The organism is Rhizobium mulingense, assembly GCF_029194105.1.
Classification (GTDB): Bacteria; Pseudomonadota; Alphaproteobacteria; order Rhizobiales; family Rhizobiaceae; genus Rhizobium; species Rhizobium mulingense.
Window position 1 is genome coordinate 441,889 of record NZ_JARFVE010000003.1, and the last position, 21,173, is coordinate 463,061.

Below are 21,173 nucleotides of genomic sequence, written 5' to 3' on the forward strand. Positions count from 1 at the left end.
CAGGGTACTACACCGCCACACTAAAATCCGCCGCCAGCACCGCATCCTTCAGCGCCCGCGAATAGGGATGCTGCGGATTGTCGAGCACGGCGCGCGCAGGTCCGCGTTCGACGATTTCGCCCTTGCGCATGATGATGATGTTGTCGCTGATGTAATAGGCGGTGGCGAGATCGTGGGTGATGTAGATGATCGAAAGGCCGAGTTCGTTTTTCAGGCGGCCGAACAGGTTGACGATCGCCATGCGCAGCGAGGCGTCGACCATGGAAACCGGTTCGTCGGCGACCAGCAGGCGGGGCTGCGGAATCAGCGCGCGGGCGATGGCGACGCGCTGGAGCTGACCGCCGGAGAGTTCGTGGGGAAAGCGGCCCTTCACCTCTTCCAGCGTGAGGCCGACGTGATGGAGCGCCGCATCGGCCATGCGCTCGGCCTCTTTGCGGTCGGGCCGCTTTCCCGAGGTATAGAAATTGCGCGCCGTCTCGAACAGGTAGCGATCGACCCGTTTCAGCGGATTGAAGGCTTCGAAGGGGTTCTGGAGGACAGGCTGGACCTCCTTCATGAAAGCTGTGCGTTCGGATCGGCTATGGATGGAGACGGTCTTGCCGGAAAATTCCAGCCGCCCTTCCGTCGGCGTGGTCTGCCCGAGGATCATTGCCGCAATCGTCGATTTTCCGGAGCCGGATTCGCCGACGATCGACAGGATCTCCGGTTCGGCCCCGACTTCGAAGCTGACGTCCTTGACCGCCGTGATCAGCCGCCGGCCGAGCATGCCGCCCTGGCGGTAGACTTTCGTGACATTCGAGAGGTGAAGCAGAGCAGTCAAAGCTGATCTCCCGTAACTGCAAAACAGGCCACGCGCCGCCCCGGCTCAACGGTGACGAGCGGCGGCACCTTCTGCGAGCAGATGTCCATCCGCTTCGGACAGCGCGGGTGAAAGCGGCAGCCTTCGGGCGGCATGGCGAGGTTCGGCGGCCGGCCCTCCAGCGATGGCCGCGTCGATGCATCGCCGATCTTCGGCAGGCTGCCAACCAGGTGCTGCGTATAGGGGTGGAGGGGCATGCTGAAGAGCTTGGCGGTCGGCGCTTCTTCGACCAGACGCCCGGCATAGACGATGCCGATACGGTCGGAAACGGTGGCGTGGACACCCATATCATGGGTGACGAACAGGAAGGATGAGCCCATCTCGCGCTGGATGTCGCGGATCATCGTCAACACGTCGCGCTGGACGATCACGTCGAGCGCGGTCGTCGGTTCGTCGGCGATGATGAACTCCGGCATCAGGATGGTGGCGAGCGCAATGGTCATGCGCTGGCGCATGCCGCCGGAAAGTTCGTGCGGATAAGCGTCGAGCAGTTGCGGATCGAGTTTCAGCCTTTGCAGGTGGGCGGCGACCTTTTCGAAGAAGATTGATTTGCTGACCGTCATGTGGCGGAAGGCGAAATCGGTGAAGGAGTGGCGGATCCGGCGCACCGGATTGAGCACATTCATCGAGCCCTGCATGATATAGGAGAGATGCTTCCAGCGCAGCGCCACGCGCTCCTCCGGCGTCATCGCATAGAGATCCTGGGTGCCGCCGCCGAAGTGGAATTTGACGCTGCCGGAGACGACCCGCAGCGGCGGCCGGATGGCGCCGGCGATGGTCTTGATCAGCGTCGTCTTGCCGCTACTCGATTCACCGGCGACGCCATAGACCTCGCCGCGAGCGATCGTCAGGCTGATATCGTCGACGGCCCGCACCTCGCGATCGACCCCATAAAGGAAGGCGCGATAATAGGCTTTCAGGTTCTGGATTTCGACCAAATTCTCCATGCTAACTTCCCATCCGGTTGAGCCGGCTGCGCGGATCATTGTATTCGTTCATCGACATGGAGAGCAGGAAGAGCGCCAGGAAGAGAATGACGATGACGGCGACGGGGGCTGCCACCCACCACCATATGCCCGAGATCAGCGCCGAATGCGCATTGGCCCAGTAGATCATCATGCCCATGGTCGGCGTCTCGATGTCGGTGAAGCCGAGCACCGAAAGGGTGATCTCCATGCCGATCGACCAGATCATGTTGTTCATCGTCGTGGCGAAGACGATCGGCAGCACATAGGGCAGGTGCTCCTCGACGAGGATCTTGCGCATGGTCATGCCGGAATAGACGCTCTGGGTGGTAAACGGCCGGCTCTTCAGGCCGAGCGCCACCGAGCGGATCAGGCGCGCGTCATAAGACCAGCCGAGCGAGGCCATGATGACGATCAACACGGCCCAAGTCATGTTGTCCTTCAGCACGAAATAAAACAGGATCAGCAGCGGAAATTGTGGGATGACCATGACGCTGTCGTTGATCGCCATCAGCACCCGGTCGACCGCCCCGCCGGCATAACCGGCCACCAGCCCGACGACCAGCGAGATGATGCGCGAGAGAAAGGCGACGCCGATGCCGAAGAACAGGGTGTTGCGAAGCGCAATCGTCAGCTGCCAGAACACGTCCTGGCCGCGCGAGGTGGTGCCGAGCCAGTATTCACTACCCGGCGGCATGTCGGGCGGCAGGAGATAGATGTCGGTCGCGCCATAGGGCGAGAAATAGGAGAGGATGACGGCGGCGACGATGACGGCAAAGAGCAGCAGGCCGCAGAGGAATTCCATATTCTGGCGCGCGAGGTCGCGGATGATCGTAAACATGGCCTATTCCACCTTGATGCGCGGATCGATCAGCGGGCTGAGCACGTCGATGATGAAGACAGCGGCGGCAACGCCGACGATCGACAAAGCGCCGAGGCCGAGCACCAGGCTGTAATCGCCGGCATGCACCGCCGAGATCAGAAGGTTGCCGATGCCGGGATAACCGAAGACGATTTCGGTGATGACGGTGCCGTTGAAGATCCCACCAAGCGACATGGCAAGTCCGGTAAATTGCGGCACCATGGCGTTGCGGGCGATGTAGGAGCGCAGGATCTTTCCCTTCGGCACGCCGCCGAGCTCGGCGAAGACGACGTAATCGTCGGTAATGACGTTGGAAACGAGCGCCCGCATGCCGATCAGCCAGCTGCCGGCGCCGACCAGGATCAGCGATAAGGCGGGCAGGATCGAATGTTTGAGAATGTCGAGCACCAGGGCGAAGGAAAGGTTGAGATTGGCGTTCATCTCGTAGCCGCCATTGATCGGCAGCACCGGCCAGAGATAGCCGAAGATGATGAGAAGCACGAAGGCCAGGATATAATAGGGGATGGGCAGCAGGGCGATGAAGACAAGGCTGACGGCCTTCAGCACCATGGTCTTCCGGTAATAGCCGGCGAGCGCGCCGATTGCATTGCCGAGCACGAAGGTGATCAGCGTCGACACCGCCATCAGCCCGATCGTCCAGGGCAGCGAGCGCAGGATGATGGTGGTGACAGGCGTCGGGAAAGCCGAGAGTGACGGGCCAAGATCACCGGTCGCCAGCCGCAGCCAGAAATGCAGATATTGCTGCCAGATCGAGCCTTCCATCCCGTAGAGCTCGCGCAGTGACTGGCGCATCAGCTCGATCGCGTTGGGATCGGACTGACCCATCTGGGTGATGGCGCCTATGCTTTCTTCGACCGGATCGATCGGGGTCAGGTGGGTGACGAAGAAGGTGATCGTCACGCCGAGAAAAACGACGAGCAGAAACTGACCAAACCGCTTCAGCACAAAGATCAGATAGGGCGTCATAAGGCGAAAGTTCCTCTCTGCTTCCTTTCTGGAAAGGATCGACGAGCATGGGGCACATGCCCGTCGATGAGGGGGCCGGCGCGATGGCTCCGCGCCGGCGTTGGGAGGGTTATTTCGGTTGAGCCGGCTTCAGCTTGACCATCATCAGCCTGGAGTTCGCCCAGTTCGGCACCGGATCCGTATAGGGGTCCTTGATGGTGGGATAGCCAGTCCAATAGGTCGTATCCATCGAGGTGAAGACGTTATAGGACATCAGCGGGATCGTCGGCATTTCACGGGCGACGAGCTTCAGATAATCCTTGCCGAGCTCGAGGCCCTTCGGATCATCGGCGGCGATGCCGCGGATGTTCTCGATGATCTTGTCGAGTTCCGGATTGGACCAGCGCTGCCAATTGCGCGGCGGCTGAACGTCGCCCTTCTTGGCGACGAACTGCGAGTGCCAGCTGTCGAGGAAGAAGGAGAGATCGGGATCGCCGCCCCAGGTCTCGACGCTCCAGGCGATCGCCACCTGGAAATCGCCGGGCTGCAGCGCCACCTGCCACAGTTTCTCGGTGGGCACAGCTTTGGCGTCGATGCCGAAGGCGGCCCATTGCTGGGCGATCAGCGTGCCGGCCCGGGTGAAGACGGAGCGCGTATCGCCCTCGACCGTGATCCGGATCTTGAACGGCTGACCGTCCGGGGTCATCCATTTGCCGCCCGACTTCTTGAAGCCCGCCTTCTCAAGCAGTTCACCGGCCGCTTTCGGATTCGGCTTCCACCAGCCGTAGCCGAAGGCGTTGCTGATTGCCTGCGGGTCGGACGGGATCTGGTCCTTGAACTTCGGCTGCTTGCGCAGGAGATCGGCGATCTGCTGCCCGACCGTCGGGTCATAGGGTTTAATCTTCTCTTTGCCGGTATCGATCTCGAAGTTCTTCAGCCAGTCCTGCATCGGCTCCTGGTAGTCCTTCATCGTCGCTGCCGTCGGCGGCACACCGAGCGCGGAAAGCGTCGCCGTCCCGCGATAGCTCGCCATGTCCACCGCCTTGATGTCGATCAACAGCGCCAGCGCCCAGCGCACATCGGCATTGTCGAACGGCGGATTCTGCGTGTTGAAAATCACCGCCGGCAGTGTCGGATCCGGATGGGCGAAGGGGAAGCCCGGGAACCAGGTCTCGATGGTCTTGGATTTCTCCTTGAGAGTGAACATGCCCTCCGGCGTATTGTCGTGAATGATATCGAGATTGTGCTCGAGCTGGGCGATGGTGCGTTTATCCGGCGGGCCGGGATCGGTGTAGGTCACATATTTCGGGGCCGGCTCGCCGAAGCGGGCAAGCGAGCTGCGCTGCCAGTCGTCGCGCTTCTCCCAGGTGTACCATTTGCCCTGCGGGTCGTAGGCCTTCAGCTTGTAGGCGCCGAGCGAAACGGGATTGGCGAAATCATAACGCAGCGGATCTTCGACCTTCTCGAACACGTGCTTCGGCATGATCCAGGCGCCGTTCCAGCGCACGGTGAAGATCGAATGGAAGCGCGCATTCGGCTTCTTCAGCTTGAACACCACCGTATAGGGGTCGGTCGCCTCGACGCTTGCCACCTGCACCGAGAAGGCCGCACTCCAGATCATGCCGGGGTGGTCCATCTGGGTCTTGACAGTATAGACCACGTCATCGGCGGTGAACTCGACGCCGTCGCTCCAGAAGAGCCCCTTGCGCAGTTTCACGGTCATCTCGGTGAAGTCGGCATTATATTGCGGCTTGTCGGCGGCGAGCGAATTGTCCCAGGTCGCGCCGCCAAGCCCTTGTTCGGGGTCGATATACCAGAGCGTATCCATGGTCAGCTGCTGCAGGCCAGTGGAAACACCGCCGCCGCCATTGACCCAGATGTTGAACCAGCCGGGATTCTTGATCGTCCCTTCCGGATTTTCGACGATGAGCGTCTCCTTGCGCGGCAAGGAGGTATAATCTTCGGCTGTGGCGACGGCGGTCATACCGAGCGTAGCCAGCACGAAGCCGAATGCAAACCTCTTCCACTTTTGCATGAACTCCTCCCTTGAAAGCGACGATGCGGCGGCCGCATTGGCACGCATGGGCAAGTCGCGGTTGTCGGTTCGCAGAAGCCGGGCTTGCGAGCCCTCAGCTTCGGCGGACCATCCCTCCGGCTACCTGCCTCCTCGCAGGGAGCCGAACTCTCTCAGCCGGGCCGATCGGGCCCGGCTGCCGCTGTCACACCGACAGCCGGATCACATTATAGGACAGCGGTTTCAGCGGCGCACGCACCCGTCCGTCCTCGATTTTCGCGCTCTCGACCTTAGCGGGCACGACCGTCTCCGGCCGCCGCGCCGTGTTGACGGCCTCGAGATCGCCATGGGTCATTTCCACCTGCTCGATCAGCCGGGCGCCGCCGAAGCCTTCCAGCCGCACGTCGAGATCGAGTGTCGTATCCGGATGGCGGTTGACGGCAAAGAAGGTGAGCGTCCTGCCGTCCTCGGAATGAACGGCCGAGACATCGAGATAGGGAACTTCGTTCTCCTCGTCGCTGTCATAGGTCGGGCCGTCGACGACGAGCTGCAGCGCCGATCCGCGGCCATAGCGGGAGGCGTAGTAGAAGGGGTAATAGATCGTCTGGCGCCAGGCCGCACCGCCGTCCTCGGTCATGATCGGCGCGATGACGTTGACGAGCTGTGCGATGCAGGCGATCCGCACCCGGTCGGAGCGGCGGATGAAGGTGTTGAGGATGCCGCCAACCTGCAGCACGTCCTCGAAATTATAGATATCCTCGAGCAGATGCGGCGCATCCGGCCACTCGTCGCGCGCCAGGATCTCCTTGTCCTGCTGGTTGGAATGGTACCAGACGTTCCATTCGTCGAAGGAAATGCCGATCGTCTTCTTCGAGCGCTTCTTCGCCTTGATGTAGTCGATCACGCCGCCGATCGTGGTGATGTAGCGGTCGAGTTTCGTCGCCCGGGCAAGGTAGTTCAGCGTATTCTTCTCGCGGTTGGCGAAATACATGTGCAGCGAGATGTAGTCAGCGCTGTCATAGCACTGTTCCAGAACCTCGGCCTCCCACTGCGGATAGGTCTTCATGTCGGAATTCGACGAGCCGCAGACGACGAGTTCGAGCGACTTGTCGAAGCCGCGCATGGCTTTCGCCGTCTCGTCGGCCAGCCGGCCATATTCATAGGCCGATTTGTGGCCGACCTGCCAGGGGCCGTCCATCTCGTTGCCGAGGCACCAGAGTTTCACGTCGTGCGGGTTTGACCAGCCGTGTTTGCGGCGCAGGTCCGACCAGTAGGTGCCGCCGGGATGATTGCAATATTCCAGGAAATTCCGGGCGGCATCGAGGCCGCGGGAGCCGAGATTGACGGCGAGCATCGGCTTGGTATTGGCCTTCTTGCACCAATCGACGAATTCGTTCACGCCGATCTGGTTGGCTTCGCGGGTGCGCCAGGCAAGATCGAGGCGAACCGGGCGCTCCGAGCGCGGGCCGACGCCGTCTTCCCAATTATAGGCAGAGACGAAATTGCCGCCGGGATAGCGGCAGTAGGGTGTGTCGAGCTCACGCACCAGATCGAGCACGTCACGGCGAAAGCCGTCCTCGTCGGCCGTCGGATGTCCTGGTTCATAGATACCGCCATAGATCGCCCTGCCGAGATGCTCGAGAAACGAGCTGTACAGCCTGGCGTCAATGGTCGAGATGCGAAAATCGCGGTGGGCAACGACACTCGTTTTCAACGGATCCTCCCGTTTATGTATCAAGAATTTTGTTATCTTGCCTCTAACTTGATATCAGGAATGTCGTTCTGTCAACTGAGTGCCGCATTTAATCATACTATTGAGGATTACCCATAAAATCGTGAATTTACAACATGTTGATTAAAATTAGCGGGCACTAAAATCGGAAATAAATGACTTTTTTAAATCAGGATATCCGATATGTTATTTTCAGACGTGCAGCCGCATGATGATGTCGCGGCCGTGATTCCCAAAGCCGCGGCCAAAGATGTTGACCCCGCCGGTATGGCCGGCATTCTCGGCGATGCCGACGCGCAGCCGGATGGACGAATGCTGGCCGAGAGCCAGGTCGCTAAGCGTGACATTCGATGCGGCGATGCCGTCGATGAAGGTGCCGCGGGTCGAGATCCGCCAGGTCTTCATCGTCCCGTATTGCGAACCCTCGAGCTTCCACCAGGCCGGCGTGAAGGCGCCGCGCTTGTCGCCGTAATCGCCCGGCGACGTCCAGGTGCCAATCGCCATGCCGTTGACCCAGAGCGTGATGTCGGAGGGCCAGTCCGGATTGGTGCCGGGCACCTCGGACGACAGCTCCAGCGAAAATTCGATCGCCCGAATTTCCTTGTTCAACACCTTGGCGTTGTTGGGAAATTTATATTCGACATAACCGCGGCCGAACCAGACGAGCCCCGCCTGCATGCGCTGCGGGTCGAGGAAATAGTCGGGCACATCGAGCGGTCCGATGACGCTTTCGGTCGAGCAGAGACCGCAGGGCGCATGCACGTCGCAGCTCGTATAGAGCCCCACCGGCATCTCGACCTCGATGATGTTGTTCGCCCGCTGCGCCGCACTTTCCTCGAAGCTGATCAGGATTTCACTATAGACCGCCGAGCAGATCTTCTGGTTGCCCTTGCGGGCCCTGGCCAGCCGGGCATCGACAAGTCCAGCATCTTCCAGGATCTGGATGCCGGTGGCAACGGTGGATTGCGGCAGGGAAAGCGTCTGGGCGATATCGTTGATGTTGAGCGGCCCCTTGGCGCAGAGCAGCTTGAGAATCTCGATCCGCGCCGGGGCAGAAAGTGCGCGGATCGCCTCACTATTCTCGCCTGCGGCGATCGTTAAAAACGAACGTTCCATCATTCCCCCAATGATTCCGATGAAATGATGTATATCGGAAATTATGATACATCAAGTAGGGGACTTGAAGTGACCGGAGGAATAATGCGACGCGGATCCCTATGGGAAGGACCCGCTGGCAGACCTGAATGAAGGTCGACTAGCAGCGGCTAGGTTTTGACAGCGCCCTCGGGATAATAGTGCCGCTCCATAGGCAGCCTATTTTGCGCTGCTTCGAACTTCCCCTGGAGTACAAGCGCATGAATGTCGTGGGCATCCGAGGTGATGTCGGAAATGCGTTCGATCCATTGCCGGACATAGAGCTCCACGGCCTGCTTGCTCAAGCCGATTTGAATCGCACGATACGGTTGCGGCTGAAGTTTTAAGTCCCTATCGGGGTCCCACTGGATGCGCACGGGGGTAGTCTCTATGACGCGCAGCCATTCGTCCTTGCTCATTGATGCGTCGGGATGGCTCAGGCAGCTATGTTTTAAGGCCCACTCAAAGCCTTCGCGCGAAATATCAATCGCCAAAATACGGGCTTGCCCGACATCCTTCAGGCCCCATCCTGCGCGATACATCATCCACAGGAATGAAGGCTTGATCCAGGTCATGCGATCTATCTTGAAGGGCGGCGAAGCGAATGTGCCCTGACGCAGAGCCGCATCGGCGATCTGGTCGCTATAGGCTTGATACACCCGGATCGTTTATTCGTCGTAGACGGCTCGAATTTGATGTTCTGGAATCAGGTTCATCGGCCTCACTTAACAGATCTGGCTTCGGGAGCTGACCCGCGGCCGAATTTTCATCAGCGGCGATCAGCGCCTCGGCGGTGTGATTACGCCAGATGGCGAGGTGTAAGCAACCGGCGGAAATTCGAGGCCTTCCATCTTGCTCGGAGTTGCGTAAGTGGTTTTAGCAATGGTTGATGCATCAATAGGTGCGCTGCAAGCAATCGGGGGAGGACAACGCTTTCATCGTTGCACGGCGTTGGAGCCGGTCGCGACGATGCGGCATAATCAGGCGGAGCTGGCATCTGAGCGATCAATGTCGCCGAGATCGTTGTAATCCTTAGCCATTCAGTGGTAAGGCGGCGGTGGAAATTCTTCAATGCCTGCGCCACCGCCTCCGGGTGTAAATCGGCATCCGTCAAGTGGCGACGGTGTCGCTGCCTATGGTGCCCGCCAGTCTTTGTCGGTCGATCATACCCAGTACGAGACGACCTCGATCATACGCCTCATCACCGCCCGATACGATCTGCCAGTCCTGCCGGGTATCGTCGCCCGCGACAAGGCGCTGAGCGATAATGGCCGCCCGCCGATGGGTGACCTGACCGCCGCGCTCGACCTGACGCATTAACCGCTGCGAGCGACTCCGGCAACGGGGCCGCTCGCTTTAAACCTGCCGTCAACGGTGCAGGAGCGGCCGCAATGCGGCCTGCGTTTCCTTCAGCATTGACAGATAGCGCGCCTTCATCTCCGCCGCCGGGACGAGGGCGGCCGGCGCGCCGATATTGATCGCCGCGACCGTTACGCCGCGGTCGTTCTCCACGGGCACGGCGATCGAGCAGAGACCGAGTTCGAGCTCCTGATCGATGACGGCGTAGCCTTCGGCGCGCACGCGCCGGAATTCGGCAATGAGTTCCTCGGGATCGGTCTTGGTATTCGCTGTGTTTTGCCTCAGCTCGCTGCGGGCAAGGATGGCGCGGGCCTGGCTTTCGGGAAGAGCTGCGAGCAGCACGCGGCCCATCGAGGCGCAATAGGCCGGCAGGCGGCTGCCCGGGGTGAGATTGATTGACATGACCCGTCGCTGCGAGGCCCGGGCGACATAGACGATGTCGATGCCGTCGAGGACGGAGGCCGAAGCGCTCTGGCCGGCGCGTTCCGAGAGATGATCGAGATGCGGCTGCAACAGCGCCGGCAACGGCGTCGCTGAGAGATAGGCATGGCCGAGCCGCAGGATCTTCGGCGTCAGGGTGAAGAACTTACCGTCATAATCGGCATAGCCGAGTTCGGCGAGCGTCAGCAGCGAGCGGCGCACGGTGGCGCGGTCGAGATCCGTCAGCTTCGAAGCTTCGGCAATGGAAAGCCGCTGCCGCGTCTCGCCGAAGGCTTCGATGACTTTCAGGCCGCGGGCAAAGCCGCTGACGAAATCGGTTTCACGCATGGGTTCTCCAATCGATGTTGGGATTTTGTGCGACATATGAACAAATGTCAAATATCGCACAAATGATCTTGCAGAATGCCCCTGCTGCGCTTTATCTCTGAACAAGAGGACGGCACAGGCAGGCGTCTGGCCGATCGAGTCAAGGAGATATCCGGCAAATGGACAAGACAGTCGCGAGCACGGCAGAGGCTGTCTCCGAGATTGGCGACGGCGCGACCGTCATGATCGGTGGTTTCGGCGGTTCGGGCGCGCCGATCGAATTGATCCACGCCTTGATCGACAAGGGTTGCAAGGATCTCACCGTCATCAACAACAATGCCGGCAACGGCCGCATCGGCATCGCCGCGATGATCGATGCCGGCATGATCAGAAAGATGATCTGCTCGTTCCCGCGCTCGTCGGATCCGCGCGCCTTCTCCGACAAATATCTGGCCGGCGAAATCGAGCTCGAACTGGTGCCGCAGGGAACGCTTGCCGAACGCATCCGCGCCGGTGGGGCCGGCATTCCGGCCTTTTACACGCCGACGGCCTATGGCACCGAACTCGCCGAGGGCAAGGTCATCGCCGAATTCGACGGCCGCCATTATGTGCAGGAACGCTGGCTGAAGGCCGATTTCGCCATCGTCAAGGCTGCGGTCGGCGACACACACGGCAACCTCACCTACAACAAGGCCGGCCGCAATTTCAATCCGCTGATGTGCATGGCGGCGGAAAAGACCATCGCCCAGGTCTCGTCGATCTTGCCGGCCGGCGGCATCGATCCCGAGCATGTGGTGACCCCCGGCATCTTCGTCGACCGCGTCGTCGCCGTTGCCAATCCGCAGCAGGAAGAAGAGCTCATTCGAGCCGGAGTGGCCTACGTATGACCGTCGATACCAGAGAAGACATCAAGCTTTCCAATGCGCAGATCGCCTGGCGCGCCGCCCAGGACATCGCCGACGGCGCCTATGTGAACCTCGGCATCGGTTTTCCGGAAATGGTCGCCCGTTATCAGCCGCCCGGCCGCCAAGCGATCTTTCATACCGAAAACGGCATCCTTAATTTCGGCGAGCCTCCGGCGGAAGGTGAAGAAGACTGGGATCTGATCAATGCCGGCAAGAAGGCGGTGACGCTGAAGCCGGGCGCTGCCTTCTTCCACCACGCCGACAGTTTCGCCATGGTGCGTGGCGGCCATCTCGACGTCGCCATCCTCGGTGCATATCAGGTCGCGCAGAATGGCGATCTCGCCAACTGGCGGGTGGGCAGTAAGGGCGTCCCTGCTGTCGGCGGCGCCATGGATCTCGTGCACGGCGCCAAGCAGGTCTGCGTCATCACCGAGCACGTCACCAAGACGGGCGAGCCGAAGCTGGTGGAGAAATGCACCTTCCCGCTGACGGGCGTGGCCTGCATCACCCGGGTCTACACCAGCCACGCTGTCATCGACATCGTCGATGGGCGCTTTGTCCTACGCGAAAAGCTGGCTGCGATGTCTGAGGAGGAATTGCAGGCGATGACGGGTGCGCCGCTTCATGTCGAAGGGCCGGTTGCCGATCTCGTCGTTCCGAAACTCTAAAGGAAAAGCCATGACCGAAGCCTTTATCTGCGACTATGTCAGGACGCCGATCGGCCGCTTCGCCGGCTCGCTCTCGCAGGTGCGCGCCGACGATCTCGGCGCCATCCCGCTGAAGGCGCTGATGCAGCGCAACGGCGCCGTCGACTGGGAAGCCGTCGACGACGTTATTTTCGGCTGCGCCAACCAGGCGGGTGAGGACAACCGCAATGTCGCGCGCATGTCGGCGCTCTTGGCCGGCCTGCCGATCGCCGTGCCGGGCACGACGATCAACCGGCTGTGCGGCTCCGGCATGGATGCGGTGATCACGGCTGCACGCGCCATCCGCGCCGGCGAGGCCGAACTGATGATCGCCGGCGGCGTCGAAAGCATGTCACGCGCGCCCTTCGTCATGCCGAAGGCCGAGACGGCCTTTTCGCGCGTGGCCGAAATTCACGACACCACGATCGGCTGGCGTTTCGTCAATCCTGTGATGAAGAAGCAGTATGGCGTCGATTCCATGCCGGAGACCGGCGAAAACGTCGCCGCGGATTATCATGTCAGCCGCGAGGACCAAGATGCCTTTGCGGTGCGCAGCCAGGCCAAGGCCGCCGCCGCCCAGGCAAGCGGACGTCTGGCGAAGGAGATTACCCCGGTCACCATTCCGCAGCGAAAGGGCGATCCCGTCGTCGTCGACAGGGACGAGCATCCGCGCGCGACGACGTTGGAAGCGCTGGCGAAACTTGCCACACCTTTCAAGAAAGAGGGGGGCACGGTCACCGCAGGCAATGCCTCCGGCGTCAATGACGGCGCGGCGGCGCTGATTGTCGCTTCGCAAGCGGCGGCGCGGAAATACGGCCTGACACCGATCGCCCGCATTCTCGGCGGCGCCACCGCCGCGGTTCCGCCTCGCGTCATGGGCATCGGCCCGATCCCGGCCTCGCGCAAGCTGATGGCCCGGCTCGGCATGACCCAGGAACAGTTCGACGTCATCGAACTCAACGAGGCCTTTGCCAGCCAGGGGCTGGCGGTGCTGCGCGCGCTCGGCATCGCCGATGACGATCAGCGGGTCAATCGCAATGGCGGCGCGATCGCGCTCGGCCATCCCCTGGGTATGTCGGGCGCCCGCATCACCGGCACGGCGGCGCTCGAGCTTGTGGAGACCGGCGGAAAATATTCGCTGTCGACGATGTGCATAGGCGTCGGTCAAGGCATTGCGATCGCGCTCGAAAGGGCTTGACACGCCGTTGCGCGCCGCGTCGTGCTTCGATAGAAACCGGGCATGCTGATCCGACCTGCGAACAACGACGACCGGAGTGCCATCTGGAGGATCATCGGGCCGACGATCCGTGCCGGCGAGACCTATGCGCTCGACCGCGATCTCTCGGAAGCCGATGCGCTCGCCTACTGGATGGGGCCGGACCGCGAGACCTTCGTCGCTGAAGAGGATGGCGTCATCCTCGGCACCTATTATATCAAGGCCAATCAGGCCGGCGGCGGGCGCCATGTCTGCAATTGCGGCTACATGACCGATCCTGCCGCGAGCGGCCGTGGCGTCGCCCGCCGCATGCACGAACATTCGCTGGAGCATGCCCGCGCCAGGGGCTTCCGGGCCATGCAGTTTAATTTCGTTGTCAGCAACAATCGCCGCGCCGTTGCGCTTTGGCAATCGCTCGGCTTCGAGATCGTCGGCCGGCTTCCCGCCGTCTTCCTCCATCCGACCGAAGGTTATGTCGACGCACTGGTAATGTTTCGAACCCTGTAGGATCGTACGGAAAAAAAGATGTGACGGCGCTGTCGAAATTGCAACGGTCCAAACGTCTTTGATCGTAGGCGAGATGCGGCCGGCCGCATGCCTCGCGATCACTCCGTCGGCAGGGAGGTTTAAGCCATGGGTGTTTCCTATCGTTGGGTCATCGTCGCCGTCGGCGCTTTGATGTCGTGCGTGGCAATCGGTGCGATGTTCTCGCTGGCAATTTTTCAGGAACCGATCGCCAGCGCGACCGGCTGGTCGCATGTCGGGATTGCCAGCGCGATGACGCTGAATTTCATCGTCATGGGCATCGGCGGCTTCCTCTGGGGTGCTGCCAGCGACCGCTTTGGTCCGCGGATCGTCGTGATGATCGGATCCGTGCTGCTCGGTCTGGCGCTGGTGCTCGCGAGCCGCGCTGACACGCTCATGCAATTCCAGCTGACCTACGGCATGCTCGTCGGATTGGCCGCCAGCGCCTTTTTCGCGCCGATGATCGCGGCGACGACCGCCTGGTTCGACGAAAACCGCGGGCTTGCCGTGTCGCTCGTCTCCGCCGGCATGGGCGTGGCGCCGATGACCATCTCGCCTTTCGCGCGCTGGCTTATTTCCGCATATGAATGGCGTCCCGCCATGCTGATCATCGGCATTGCCGTATGGGTTCTGCTGCTGCCGGCTGCCTTTCTGGTTCGGCGTCCGCCTGCTTCTGCCGCTGAAACCGATATTGAGTTCGCGGTCGATGGTGCCCGGCCACAGCTGTCGAAGGTCTTCCGCTCGCCGCAATTCATCGTGCTCGGCCTGACCTTCTTTGCCTGCTGCGCCGCCCATTCCGGGCCGATCTTCCACATGGTGAACTATGCGACGATCTGCGGCGTCGCCCCGATGGCCGCCGTCAGCATCTACAGCGTCGAGGGCCTGGCCGGGCTCGGCGGTCGGCTGCTCTATGGCAGCCTCGCCGACAGGATTGGCGTGAAGCCGGTTCTGGTTGCCGGCTTGCTGGTACAGGCGGCGGCGCTCGCGACCTACCTCTTCGTCAGTAGGCTCGGCGAATTCTACGCGCTCGCCATCATTTTCGGCAGCGCCTATGGCGGCGTGATGCCGCTCTATGCCGTCCTGGCGCGGGAATATTTCGGACAGCGCATCATCGGCACTGTCCTTGGCGCGGCGACGATGCTCTCCAGCCTCGGCATGGCCTTCGGCCCTCTCATCGGCGGCTGGATCTTCGACACTTTCGCCAATTATTCCTGGCTGTTCATCGGCTCCGCGATGGTTGGGCTGGGTGCGGCGGCGATCGCGCTCGCCTTCCCGCCACTCGCCCGCCTGAAGCCGCAGCCAGCTTTTGACGTGTCTTCCTAACGATTTCTTTCAAGGTCCAGTGAACTTCCATCAGCGGGCATCGGCGACGATGCCCGCTAAAATGAATTCGAGCGTGTCGCAAGGACCTCGACTCTCGCTCTTTCGTGCATTGCCCTTGTTAGGTTTCGGCTGATAGACTTCCCGTGCCTGTTTCATCACCTATGTCTTTGGTTTTTTCGGGAGGCGTTATAGCCATGACAGAACTTGCTCAAATGCTCGCATCTATCAAATTACCGGATCTGTCAGGCAAGGCCCTGCTGATCACCGGCGCCTCGACCGGGATCGGGGCGGCGCTCGCCCGCGCCTTTGCGGCGCAGGGCGCCAAGGTAGGCGTGCATTATAACGCCAGCCGCGAGCCGGCGGAGAAGCTCGGCGAAGAAATCCGGACTGCCGGCGGCACGGTGCATCTGATCCAAGGCGACGTGTCGCGGGAAGGCGAGACGGAGCGGGTCGTCGAAGAAACGGCGAAGACCTTCGGTCATCTCGACGGCCTCATCAACAACGCCGGCGGCATGCTGGGGCGCAAGCCGACCTCGGAATATACCGATGCGCATTATGCGGCGGTCATGGACCTCAATGCCCGCTCGGTGCTGGCGGCGACGCGTGCGGCCCATCCCTGGCTGAAAAAGCAGGGCGGCTTCATCATCAACACTACCTCCATCGCCGCACGCAACGGCGGTGGCAACGGCGCGATTCTCTATGCGGCTTCCAAGGGCTTCGTCTCAACCATCACGCGCGGCCACGCCAAGGAATTCGTCGGCGACAGGATTCGCGTCAATGCCGTGGCGCCGGGCGTCATCGCCACGCCCTTCCACGAGCGTTATACGGATGACGAGCAGATGGAGCTGCAGCGCAAGTCGATCCCGATGGGCTTCGTCGGCACATCGGAGGATTGCGTCGGCGCTTATCTCTTCCTCGCCTCGCCGACACTGTCCGGCTATATCACGGGCCAGATCATCGAGGTCAATGGCGGCCAGCTGATGCCATAAAGCATACCTCCGGAGGCGCTCTCTTTCCTTTTGCCTCTCCGCAGGGAACTTTCGAAACGCCGTCACGTTTCCCGCTTGGCCATATTTTCAAGCGGGGCACCATGAGCTTTTCATTTTCGGAACTCGACTTCCTCAAACCGGAGCTCGGGGCGGAATATATCGGCTCAGGCACCCACTTCGCCGTCTTCTCGGCCCATGCGGAACAGATCGAGCTCTGCCTCTTTTCCCCCGACGGAAAGGATGAGATCGCGCGGCTGCCTCTGCCGAAACGCGAGGGCGACATCTGGTCGGGCTATATTGCCGGCATCGGACCGGGAACCGTATACGGCTATCGCGCCCACGGCCCCTACAACCCCGGCGCCGGCCACCGTTTCAATCCGAACAAGCTTCTGCTCGACCCCTATGCAAAACAAGTAACGGGCGAGCTCCAATGGCACGATTCTCTATTCGGCTATCGGATCGGCGAGGACGATCTTTCCTTCGACGATCGAGACAGCGCGCCATTCATGGTCAAGAGCGTTGTGCAGGATCCGGACTTCGACTGGGCGGGTGAAGAAGCAATCCGCCGGCCCTGGCCAGACACCATCATCTACGAGGCGCATGTGCGCGGCCTGACGATGACGCATCCGAAAGTGCCTGACCGGCTGCGCGGCACCTTCCTCGGCATGTGCAGCGACCCGATCATTGACCACCTCGTCAAGCTCGGGATTTCCGCGATCGAGCTTCTGCCGATCCAGTATTTCCTCGACGACCGCTATCTCTTGGAAAAGAACCTGAGGAACTATTGGGGCTACCAGACGCTTGGATTCTTCGCGCCGCAATCGCGTTATCTGTCCGGCGACAAGATCACCGAGATCAAGACCATGGTGAAGCGGTTTCATGCCGCCGGCATCGAGGTGATCATGGATGTGGTCTATAACCATACGGCCGAAGGCAGTGAGAAAGGACCGACGCTCTCCTTTCGCGGGCTCGATAATGCGAGCTATTATATCCTTTCTCCCGATGATCCGCGCCACACCTTCGATACGACAGGCACCGGCAATACGCTGAATGTCGCCAATCCGATGGTGATGCGCATGGTGCTCGACAGCCTGCGTTACTGGGTGGGCGTCATGCATATTGATGGTTTCCGCTTCGATCTCGCCAGCACGCTCGGCCGGCAGGATCTGGAGTTCGACCGCCAGGGCCTGTTCTTTGGCGCTATCCGCCAGGATCCGATCCTTTCCGGGGTCAAGCTGATCGCAGAACCCTGGGATATTGGCGCGGGCGGCTATCAGGTCGGCGGTTTCCCCCATCCTTTCCGCGAATGGAACGACAAGTTCCGGGACGACGTGCGCCGCTTCTGGAAAGGCGACGGGGGCATGGTGTCGGAGCTGGCGGCGCGCATCACTGGCTCGGCGCCGCAGTTCAACCATTCGGACCGGGGAGCGACCTCTTCGATCAATCTCCTGTCGGCCCATGACGGCTTCACGCTGATGGACACGGTGTCCTTCGACGGCAAGCACAATGAGGCGAATGGCGAGGACAACCGGGACGGCCATTCGGACAATCATTCCGATAATATGGGTGCCGAGGGCGCCACCGACAATGCAGAAATCAATGCGGCGCGCGCACGCCGGCGGCGCAACATGATGGCGACGCTGATGTTGTCTCAGGGCGTGCCGATGATCCTTGCCGGTGACGAGCTCGGCAACAGTCAGGGCGGCAACAACAACGCCTATTGTCAGGACAACGAGATCGGCTGGACGAGTTGGGAGGGGCTCGACGATCCATTTCTCGATTTCTGTCGGCAGGCCGTCGCCTTCCGCAAGGTGCATCCCGTCCTGCGGCAAGAGCGGTTCTTGACGGGTGAGACGAGCGAGGATGGCCGCATCGAGATCGCCTGGTACAAGCCGGACGGTAGTTTCATGGACGACGGGGCCTGGAATGATGATGGATTACAGGTCATCGGCGTTTATGTCTCGAAGAGCGTGCACGCGATGGACACCGAAAAGATGGACGATCTTTTCCTGGTCTTCAACGCTGGCGGCGACTGCGAAGTCCACCTGCCTGGCGTCAACGGCGTGAGCCAATGGTCCAGAGTTCTGGATACCGGAATGGAGACGAACGCCTTTCAGGTGCATGATCCGGAAAATCCGGCGATGGTTTACGCTCAGAGTGTCGCGGTCTTCGCACCGAGGGAGCAGGCTGAACCGCCGAAAGACGCGACCAAGGCCGAGCGCCGCCGCTGGTTCCAGTTTGGTTTCAGGACCCGATAGTAGGTCATCGAAAGTATGAATGCCGAAGCCATCACCGAACTGGGTCTAATCTATGTCAGCGATACCGAGCCCGGCATTCGCAGGCGAAGGAAAGGCAAGGGCTTCAGCTATGTGATGCCTGATGGCACGACCTTATCCGACGAGGTGCAGCGGGCACGCATCGGCGCGCTCGGCCTGCCGCCGGCCTATGAGAATGTCTGGATCTGCCTTTACGAGAACGGCCATCTCCAGGCGACCGGCTTCGATGCGCGCGGGCGCAAGCAATACCGTTATCACAAGGACTGGCAATCCTTCCGCAGCGCCGGAAAATTCCATCAGCTGATCGAATTCGGCCGGGCATTGCCGAAGATTCGCCGCACCGTGCTGCGTCATCTCGACACCGGCACGGAAGATGTCAACGGCGTGTTGGCTGCTTTGACGACACTGCTCGACGAAGCGCATCTGCGGGTCGGCAACCAGGCCTATGTCAGGGAGAACGGCACCTATGGCGCAACGACGCTGTTGAAGCGGCACCTGAGGATCGTTGATGGGCGGATCGAGCTGAAGTTCCGCGCCAAGGGCGGCAAGCGCGTCCAGCGCAGCCTCAAGCATCCCAGATTGCAGAAGATCCTCGAAGAGATCGCCGATCTGCCCGGCCGGCAGCTCTTCGTCTGGAAGGATGAGAGCGGCGCGTTGAAACCCGTCGATTCCGGCCGGCTGAATGCCTATCTGGCGGAGATATCGGGTATTCCGATTTCCGCCAAGACATTCCGCACCTGGGCCGGATCGCTGGCAGCCTTCGGCGCGGCCCGCGAAAAAATTGCCGGCGGCGGCCGGCCGACGGTCAAGGAAATGTCGGAGGCGGCAGCCGAGGCGCTGCACAATACGCCGGCAATTTCACGCTCGAGCTACATCCATCCGGCGATCATCGCGCTCGCCGGCAATGACCATCCTGTGATCGAGGGTCGCAACGAGCCGCTGCGAGGCTTGCGGGCGGAAGAAAATAGGCTACTTGATTTCCTGACACGCGAGATCGAGGAATGAGCCCTGCAAACCCGCCGACATCGGACGTATCCCTGACCCATCCCGACCGGCTTTACTGGCCGGACGAGGGTGTGACCAAGCAGAAGCTGGCGGATTATTACGCCGCTGTCTGGCGTTTCATGGCACCTTATCTCGTCAACCGGCCGTTGGCGCTGTTGCGCCTGCCGGACGGCATTAAAAGCCACCAGCGATTTTTCCAGAAACACGGCTGGAAAGGCATGAATTCCCATGTCGAGGAGATCGCCGACCCGCAGGACACGGACGGCGAGAAACTGCTGCGCATCTCCGATTTCGACGGGCTTGTCGCGCTGGTGCAATCGGCGGCGCTTGAAATTCATCCCTGGGGCACGACGACTGATCATTGGGAAAGACCCGATATGATCATCATGGATCTCGATCCCGGCGAGGACGTGGCCTGGAGCACGGTGACATCGGCTGCACTTGACGTAAAGGCGCGGCTGGAAGCCCGCGGGCTTGCCGCCTTCGTCAAGACCTCCGGCGGCAAGGGACTACATGTGGTGGCGCCGCTTGCGCCGAAGGCCGGTTGGGCCGAGGTGAAGGATTTTGCCCACGCTCTGGCTGAAAGCATGTCGGCCGACGCGCCGGAGAAATATCTGGCAACCGCGACGAAGACAAAACGCGGTGGGCATATCTATATCGATTATCTCCGCAACGGCCGCGGCAGCACGGCGGTCGCGCCCTATTCGACGCGGGCGCGGCCGGGTGCGCCGGTGTCGATGCCGCTCGACTGGTCCGACCTGAAGGAACTCAACGGTCCGGCCGCCTTCACTCTCGCCAATGTGCCGCAGCGGCTGGAGACAAGGCCGCGCGATCCCTGGGGTGATTTCTTCGATGTAGCCGTGCCCCTGCAATGAATGGCCCGCTCATTCCGTGCTATCGAGCTCGGGATAATGTCTGAAAATCCCCTCCTCGTTGAAGGCGAGGCGGCGAGGGGAGGCCAGATAGCGAGCGATGTTCGGCCGCTTTGCTACCGCAGCATGCAGGGTCAGCAGAGCAGGATAATCCGCCTTGCGTTTCGCCATCGCCTTCGGAAAGGCATAGGTCAGTCCTTCGATCACCTGGAAGAGCGAAAGGTCGACATAGGTCAGCGCGCCGCCGACCATATGGCCGGAACCATCAGGGTTTTGCCGCAGCACACGCTCGAAATAGCCAAGGTACTTCGGAATGCGCTGGGCGATAAAGGCCGCCGAGCGGGCCTTCGCCTCCTGCTTCTGCTCTTCGTAATATCGCCCCATGTCGATCGGGTGATGCGTGTCGTGCACCTCGGCCACGAAATCGGTGACTGTGAGCTGCAGGCCGTTGGCGACATGACGAAGGCCCTCAACTCCAGGCGCAAGCCCCAGCCTCGGGCCGAGATAAAACAGGATGTTGGCGACATGCGGGATGATTAGATCGCCGTGCTTGAGAAAGGGTGGCGCGAAGGGAATATGCGCTTCGCTTTCGCTTTCCAGGATCTCGAATATGGCACCGGTGCCGCGGCGGGGGTCACGGGTAATGTCGACGTAATCGGCGCCGGCCTCTTCCAGCGCGAGCCGGACGAATTCGCCGCGCCCCTGAATGCCGTCCCAGTAATAAAGCTCATAGGCCAT

At 61.1% G+C, this 21,173-nt stretch carries 19 protein-coding genes and 1 pseudogene; 10 read left to right on the forward strand and 10 right to left on the reverse strand.

Going from position 1 to position 21,173, the window contains the following annotated elements; translation table 11 throughout:
• Positions 1 to 7: 7 nt before the first annotated feature.
• The 8 genes from PYR71_RS06990 to PYR71_RS07025 all read right to left on the reverse strand — a co-directional run bounded on the left by PYR71_RS06990 (position 8) and on the right by PYR71_RS07025 (position 9,191).
• The gene (locus tag PYR71_RS06990; RefSeq protein WP_275618762.1) at positions 8 to 820 is read right to left on the reverse strand and encodes an ABC transporter ATP-binding protein; all 813 of its coding nucleotides are present in this window, start codon (positions 818 to 820) and stop codon (positions 8 to 10) included.
• Positions 817 to 1,806 (reverse strand): ABC transporter ATP-binding protein, encoded by a 990-nt coding sequence (locus PYR71_RS06995; protein WP_275618763.1) that lies wholly within the window; start codon positions 1,804 to 1,806, stop codon positions 817 to 819. Before PYR71_RS06995 ends, PYR71_RS06990 begins: the two co-directional genes overlap by 4 nt.
• 1 nt (position 1,807) lies before the next feature.
• The gene (locus tag PYR71_RS07000) at positions 1,808 to 2,665 is read right to left on the reverse strand and encodes an ABC transporter permease (RefSeq protein WP_183918933.1); all 858 of its coding nucleotides are present in this window, start codon (positions 2,663 to 2,665) and stop codon (positions 1,808 to 1,810) included.
• A 3-nt stretch (positions 2,666 to 2,668) separates the two neighbouring features.
• Positions 2,669 to 3,673 carry an ABC transporter permease gene (locus tag PYR71_RS07005; RefSeq protein ID WP_183918932.1) on the reverse strand — a complete coding sequence of 335 codons (1,005 nt, stop codon included), beginning with the start codon at positions 3,671 to 3,673 and terminating at the stop codon, positions 2,669 to 2,671.
• Between the two features lie 109 nt (positions 3,674 to 3,782).
• A complete protein-coding gene (locus tag PYR71_RS07010; protein ID WP_275618764.1) occupies positions 3,783 to 5,687 on the reverse strand; it encodes an ABC transporter substrate-binding protein in 1,905 nt (634 codons plus the stop codon).
• Between the two features lie 184 nt (positions 5,688 to 5,871).
• A complete protein-coding gene (gene arfA, locus PYR71_RS07015; RefSeq protein ID WP_275618765.1) occupies positions 5,872 to 7,380 on the reverse strand; it encodes an arabinosylfuranosidase ArfA in 1,509 nt (502 codons plus the stop codon).
• Between the two features lie 210 nt (positions 7,381 to 7,590).
• Positions 7,591 to 8,517 carry an ArsR/SmtB family transcription factor gene (locus PYR71_RS07020; protein ID WP_275618766.1) on the reverse strand — a complete coding sequence of 309 codons (927 nt, stop codon included), beginning with the start codon at positions 8,515 to 8,517 and terminating at the stop codon, positions 7,591 to 7,593.
• Between the two features lie 146 nt (positions 8,518 to 8,663).
• Positions 8,664 to 9,191 (reverse strand): DUF4291 domain-containing protein, encoded by a 528-nt coding sequence (locus PYR71_RS07025; RefSeq protein WP_275618767.1) that lies wholly within the window; start codon positions 9,189 to 9,191, stop codon positions 8,664 to 8,666.
• Positions 9,192 to 9,687: 496 nt separating this feature from the next.
• On the opposite strand from PYR71_RS07025, the pseudogene PYR71_RS07030 reads away from it, so the two are divergent.
• Positions 9,688 to 9,852 (forward strand): annotated as a pseudogene (locus PYR71_RS07030) (acid phosphatase); the annotation flags it as partial.
• 48 nt (positions 9,853 to 9,900) lie between these two features.
• Here PYR71_RS07030 and PYR71_RS07035 read toward each other — a convergent pair.
• Positions 9,901 to 10,659 (reverse strand): IclR family transcriptional regulator domain-containing protein, encoded by a 759-nt coding sequence (locus tag PYR71_RS07035; protein ID WP_275618768.1) that lies wholly within the window; start codon positions 10,657 to 10,659, stop codon positions 9,901 to 9,903.
• Between the two features lie 158 nt (positions 10,660 to 10,817).
• Between PYR71_RS07035 and PYR71_RS07040 the strand changes: the two genes are divergently transcribed.
• The 9 genes from PYR71_RS07040 to ligD all read left to right on the forward strand — a co-directional run bounded on the left by PYR71_RS07040 (position 10,818) and on the right by ligD (position 20,438).
• Positions 10,818 to 11,525, forward strand: coding sequence for a 3-oxoacid CoA-transferase subunit A (locus PYR71_RS07040; RefSeq protein WP_275618769.1), 708 nt, complete (start codon positions 10,818 to 10,820; stop codon positions 11,523 to 11,525).
• Entirely contained in the window at positions 11,522 to 12,211 is a 690-nt protein-coding gene (locus tag PYR71_RS07045; protein ID WP_183918926.1) for a CoA transferase subunit B, read from the forward strand. The genes PYR71_RS07040 and PYR71_RS07045 overlap by 4 nt, the downstream gene beginning before the upstream one ends.
• Before the next feature lie 10 nt (positions 12,212 to 12,221).
• Positions 12,222 to 13,427, forward strand: a complete 1,206-nt coding sequence (pcaF, locus tag PYR71_RS07050) for a 3-oxoadipyl-CoA thiolase (RefSeq protein ID WP_183918925.1) — start codon at positions 12,222 to 12,224, stop codon at positions 13,425 to 13,427.
• A 42-nt stretch (positions 13,428 to 13,469) separates the two neighbouring features.
• Positions 13,470 to 13,952, forward strand: a complete 483-nt coding sequence (locus tag PYR71_RS07055) for a GNAT family N-acetyltransferase (protein ID WP_275618770.1) — start codon at positions 13,470 to 13,472, stop codon at positions 13,950 to 13,952.
• A 126-nt stretch (positions 13,953 to 14,078) separates the two neighbouring features.
• Positions 14,079 to 15,293 carry an MFS transporter gene (locus tag PYR71_RS07060; RefSeq protein WP_275618771.1) on the forward strand — a complete coding sequence of 405 codons (1,215 nt, stop codon included), beginning with the start codon at positions 14,079 to 14,081 and terminating at the stop codon, positions 15,291 to 15,293.
• A gap of 194 nt (positions 15,294 to 15,487) precedes the next feature.
• A complete protein-coding gene (locus tag PYR71_RS07065) occupies positions 15,488 to 16,282 on the forward strand; it encodes an SDR family NAD(P)-dependent oxidoreductase (RefSeq protein ID WP_275618772.1) in 795 nt (264 codons plus the stop codon).
• A gap of 101 nt (positions 16,283 to 16,383) precedes the next feature.
• Positions 16,384 to 18,540 (forward strand): glycogen debranching protein GlgX, encoded by a 2,157-nt coding sequence (gene glgX / locus PYR71_RS07070; RefSeq protein WP_275618773.1) that lies wholly within the window; start codon positions 16,384 to 16,386, stop codon positions 18,538 to 18,540.
• A gap of 15 nt (positions 18,541 to 18,555) precedes the next feature.
• Entirely contained in the window at positions 18,556 to 19,563 is a 1,008-nt protein-coding gene (locus tag PYR71_RS07075; RefSeq protein ID WP_183918920.1) for a DNA topoisomerase IB, read from the forward strand.
• Positions 19,560 to 20,438, forward strand: coding sequence for a non-homologous end-joining DNA ligase (gene ligD, locus PYR71_RS07080; protein ID WP_275618774.1), 879 nt, complete (start codon positions 19,560 to 19,562; stop codon positions 20,436 to 20,438). Before PYR71_RS07075 ends, ligD begins: the two co-directional genes overlap by 4 nt.
• Before the next feature lie 9 nt (positions 20,439 to 20,447).
• Here ligD and PYR71_RS07085 read toward each other — a convergent pair whose 3' ends face one another.
• Positions 20,448 to 21,173, reverse strand: a complete 726-nt coding sequence (locus PYR71_RS07085) for a glutathione S-transferase (protein ID WP_275618775.1) — start codon at positions 21,171 to 21,173, stop codon at positions 20,448 to 20,450.

What these genes read in the sequence shown, in the direction of transcription:
- PYR71_RS06995 (WP_275618763.1), bottom strand. Translation starts at nt 1,806, where the DNA reads ATGGAGAATTTGGTCGAAATCCAGAACCTGAAAGCCTATTATCGCGCC.
- PYR71_RS07000 (WP_183918933.1), bottom strand. Translation starts at nt 2,665, where the DNA reads ATGTTTACGATCATCCGCGACCTCGCGCGCCAGAATATGGAATTCCTC.
- PYR71_RS07005 (WP_183918932.1), bottom strand. Translation starts at nt 3,673, where the DNA reads ATGACGCCCTATCTGATCTTTGTGCTGAAGCGGTTTGGTCAGTTTCTG.
- PYR71_RS07010 (WP_275618764.1), bottom strand. Translation starts at nt 5,687, where the DNA reads ATGCAAAAGTGGAAGAGGTTTGCATTCGGCTTCGTGCTGGCTACGCTC.
- PYR71_RS07020 (WP_275618766.1), bottom strand. Translation starts at nt 8,517, where the DNA reads ATGATGGAACGTTCGTTTTTAACGATCGCCGCAGGCGAGAATAGTGAG.
- PYR71_RS07035 (WP_275618768.1), bottom strand. Translation starts at nt 10,659, where the DNA reads ATGCGTGAAACCGATTTCGTCAGCGGCTTTGCCCGCGGCCTGAAAGTC.
- PYR71_RS07040 (WP_275618769.1), top strand. Translation starts at nt 10,818, where the DNA reads ATGGACAAGACAGTCGCGAGCACGGCAGAGGCTGTCTCCGAGATTGGC.
- PYR71_RS07045 (WP_183918926.1), top strand. Translation starts at nt 11,522, where the DNA reads ATGACCGTCGATACCAGAGAAGACATCAAGCTTTCCAATGCGCAGATC.
- pcaF (WP_183918925.1), top strand. Translation starts at nt 12,222, where the DNA reads ATGACCGAAGCCTTTATCTGCGACTATGTCAGGACGCCGATCGGCCGC.
- PYR71_RS07055 (WP_275618770.1), top strand. Translation starts at nt 13,470, where the DNA reads ATGCTGATCCGACCTGCGAACAACGACGACCGGAGTGCCATCTGGAGG.
- PYR71_RS07060 (WP_275618771.1), top strand. Translation starts at nt 14,079, where the DNA reads ATGGGTGTTTCCTATCGTTGGGTCATCGTCGCCGTCGGCGCTTTGATG.
- PYR71_RS07065 (WP_275618772.1), top strand. Translation starts at nt 15,488, where the DNA reads ATGACAGAACTTGCTCAAATGCTCGCATCTATCAAATTACCGGATCTG.
- glgX (WP_275618773.1), top strand. Translation starts at nt 16,384, where the DNA reads ATGAGCTTTTCATTTTCGGAACTCGACTTCCTCAAACCGGAGCTCGGG.
- PYR71_RS07075 (WP_183918920.1), top strand. Translation starts at nt 18,556, where the DNA reads ATGAATGCCGAAGCCATCACCGAACTGGGTCTAATCTATGTCAGCGAT.
- ligD (WP_275618774.1), top strand. Translation starts at nt 19,560, where the DNA reads ATGAGCCCTGCAAACCCGCCGACATCGGACGTATCCCTGACCCATCCC.
- PYR71_RS07085 (WP_275618775.1), bottom strand. Translation starts at nt 21,173, where the DNA reads ATGGCCTATGAGCTTTATTACTGGGACGGCATTCAGGGGCGCGGCGAA.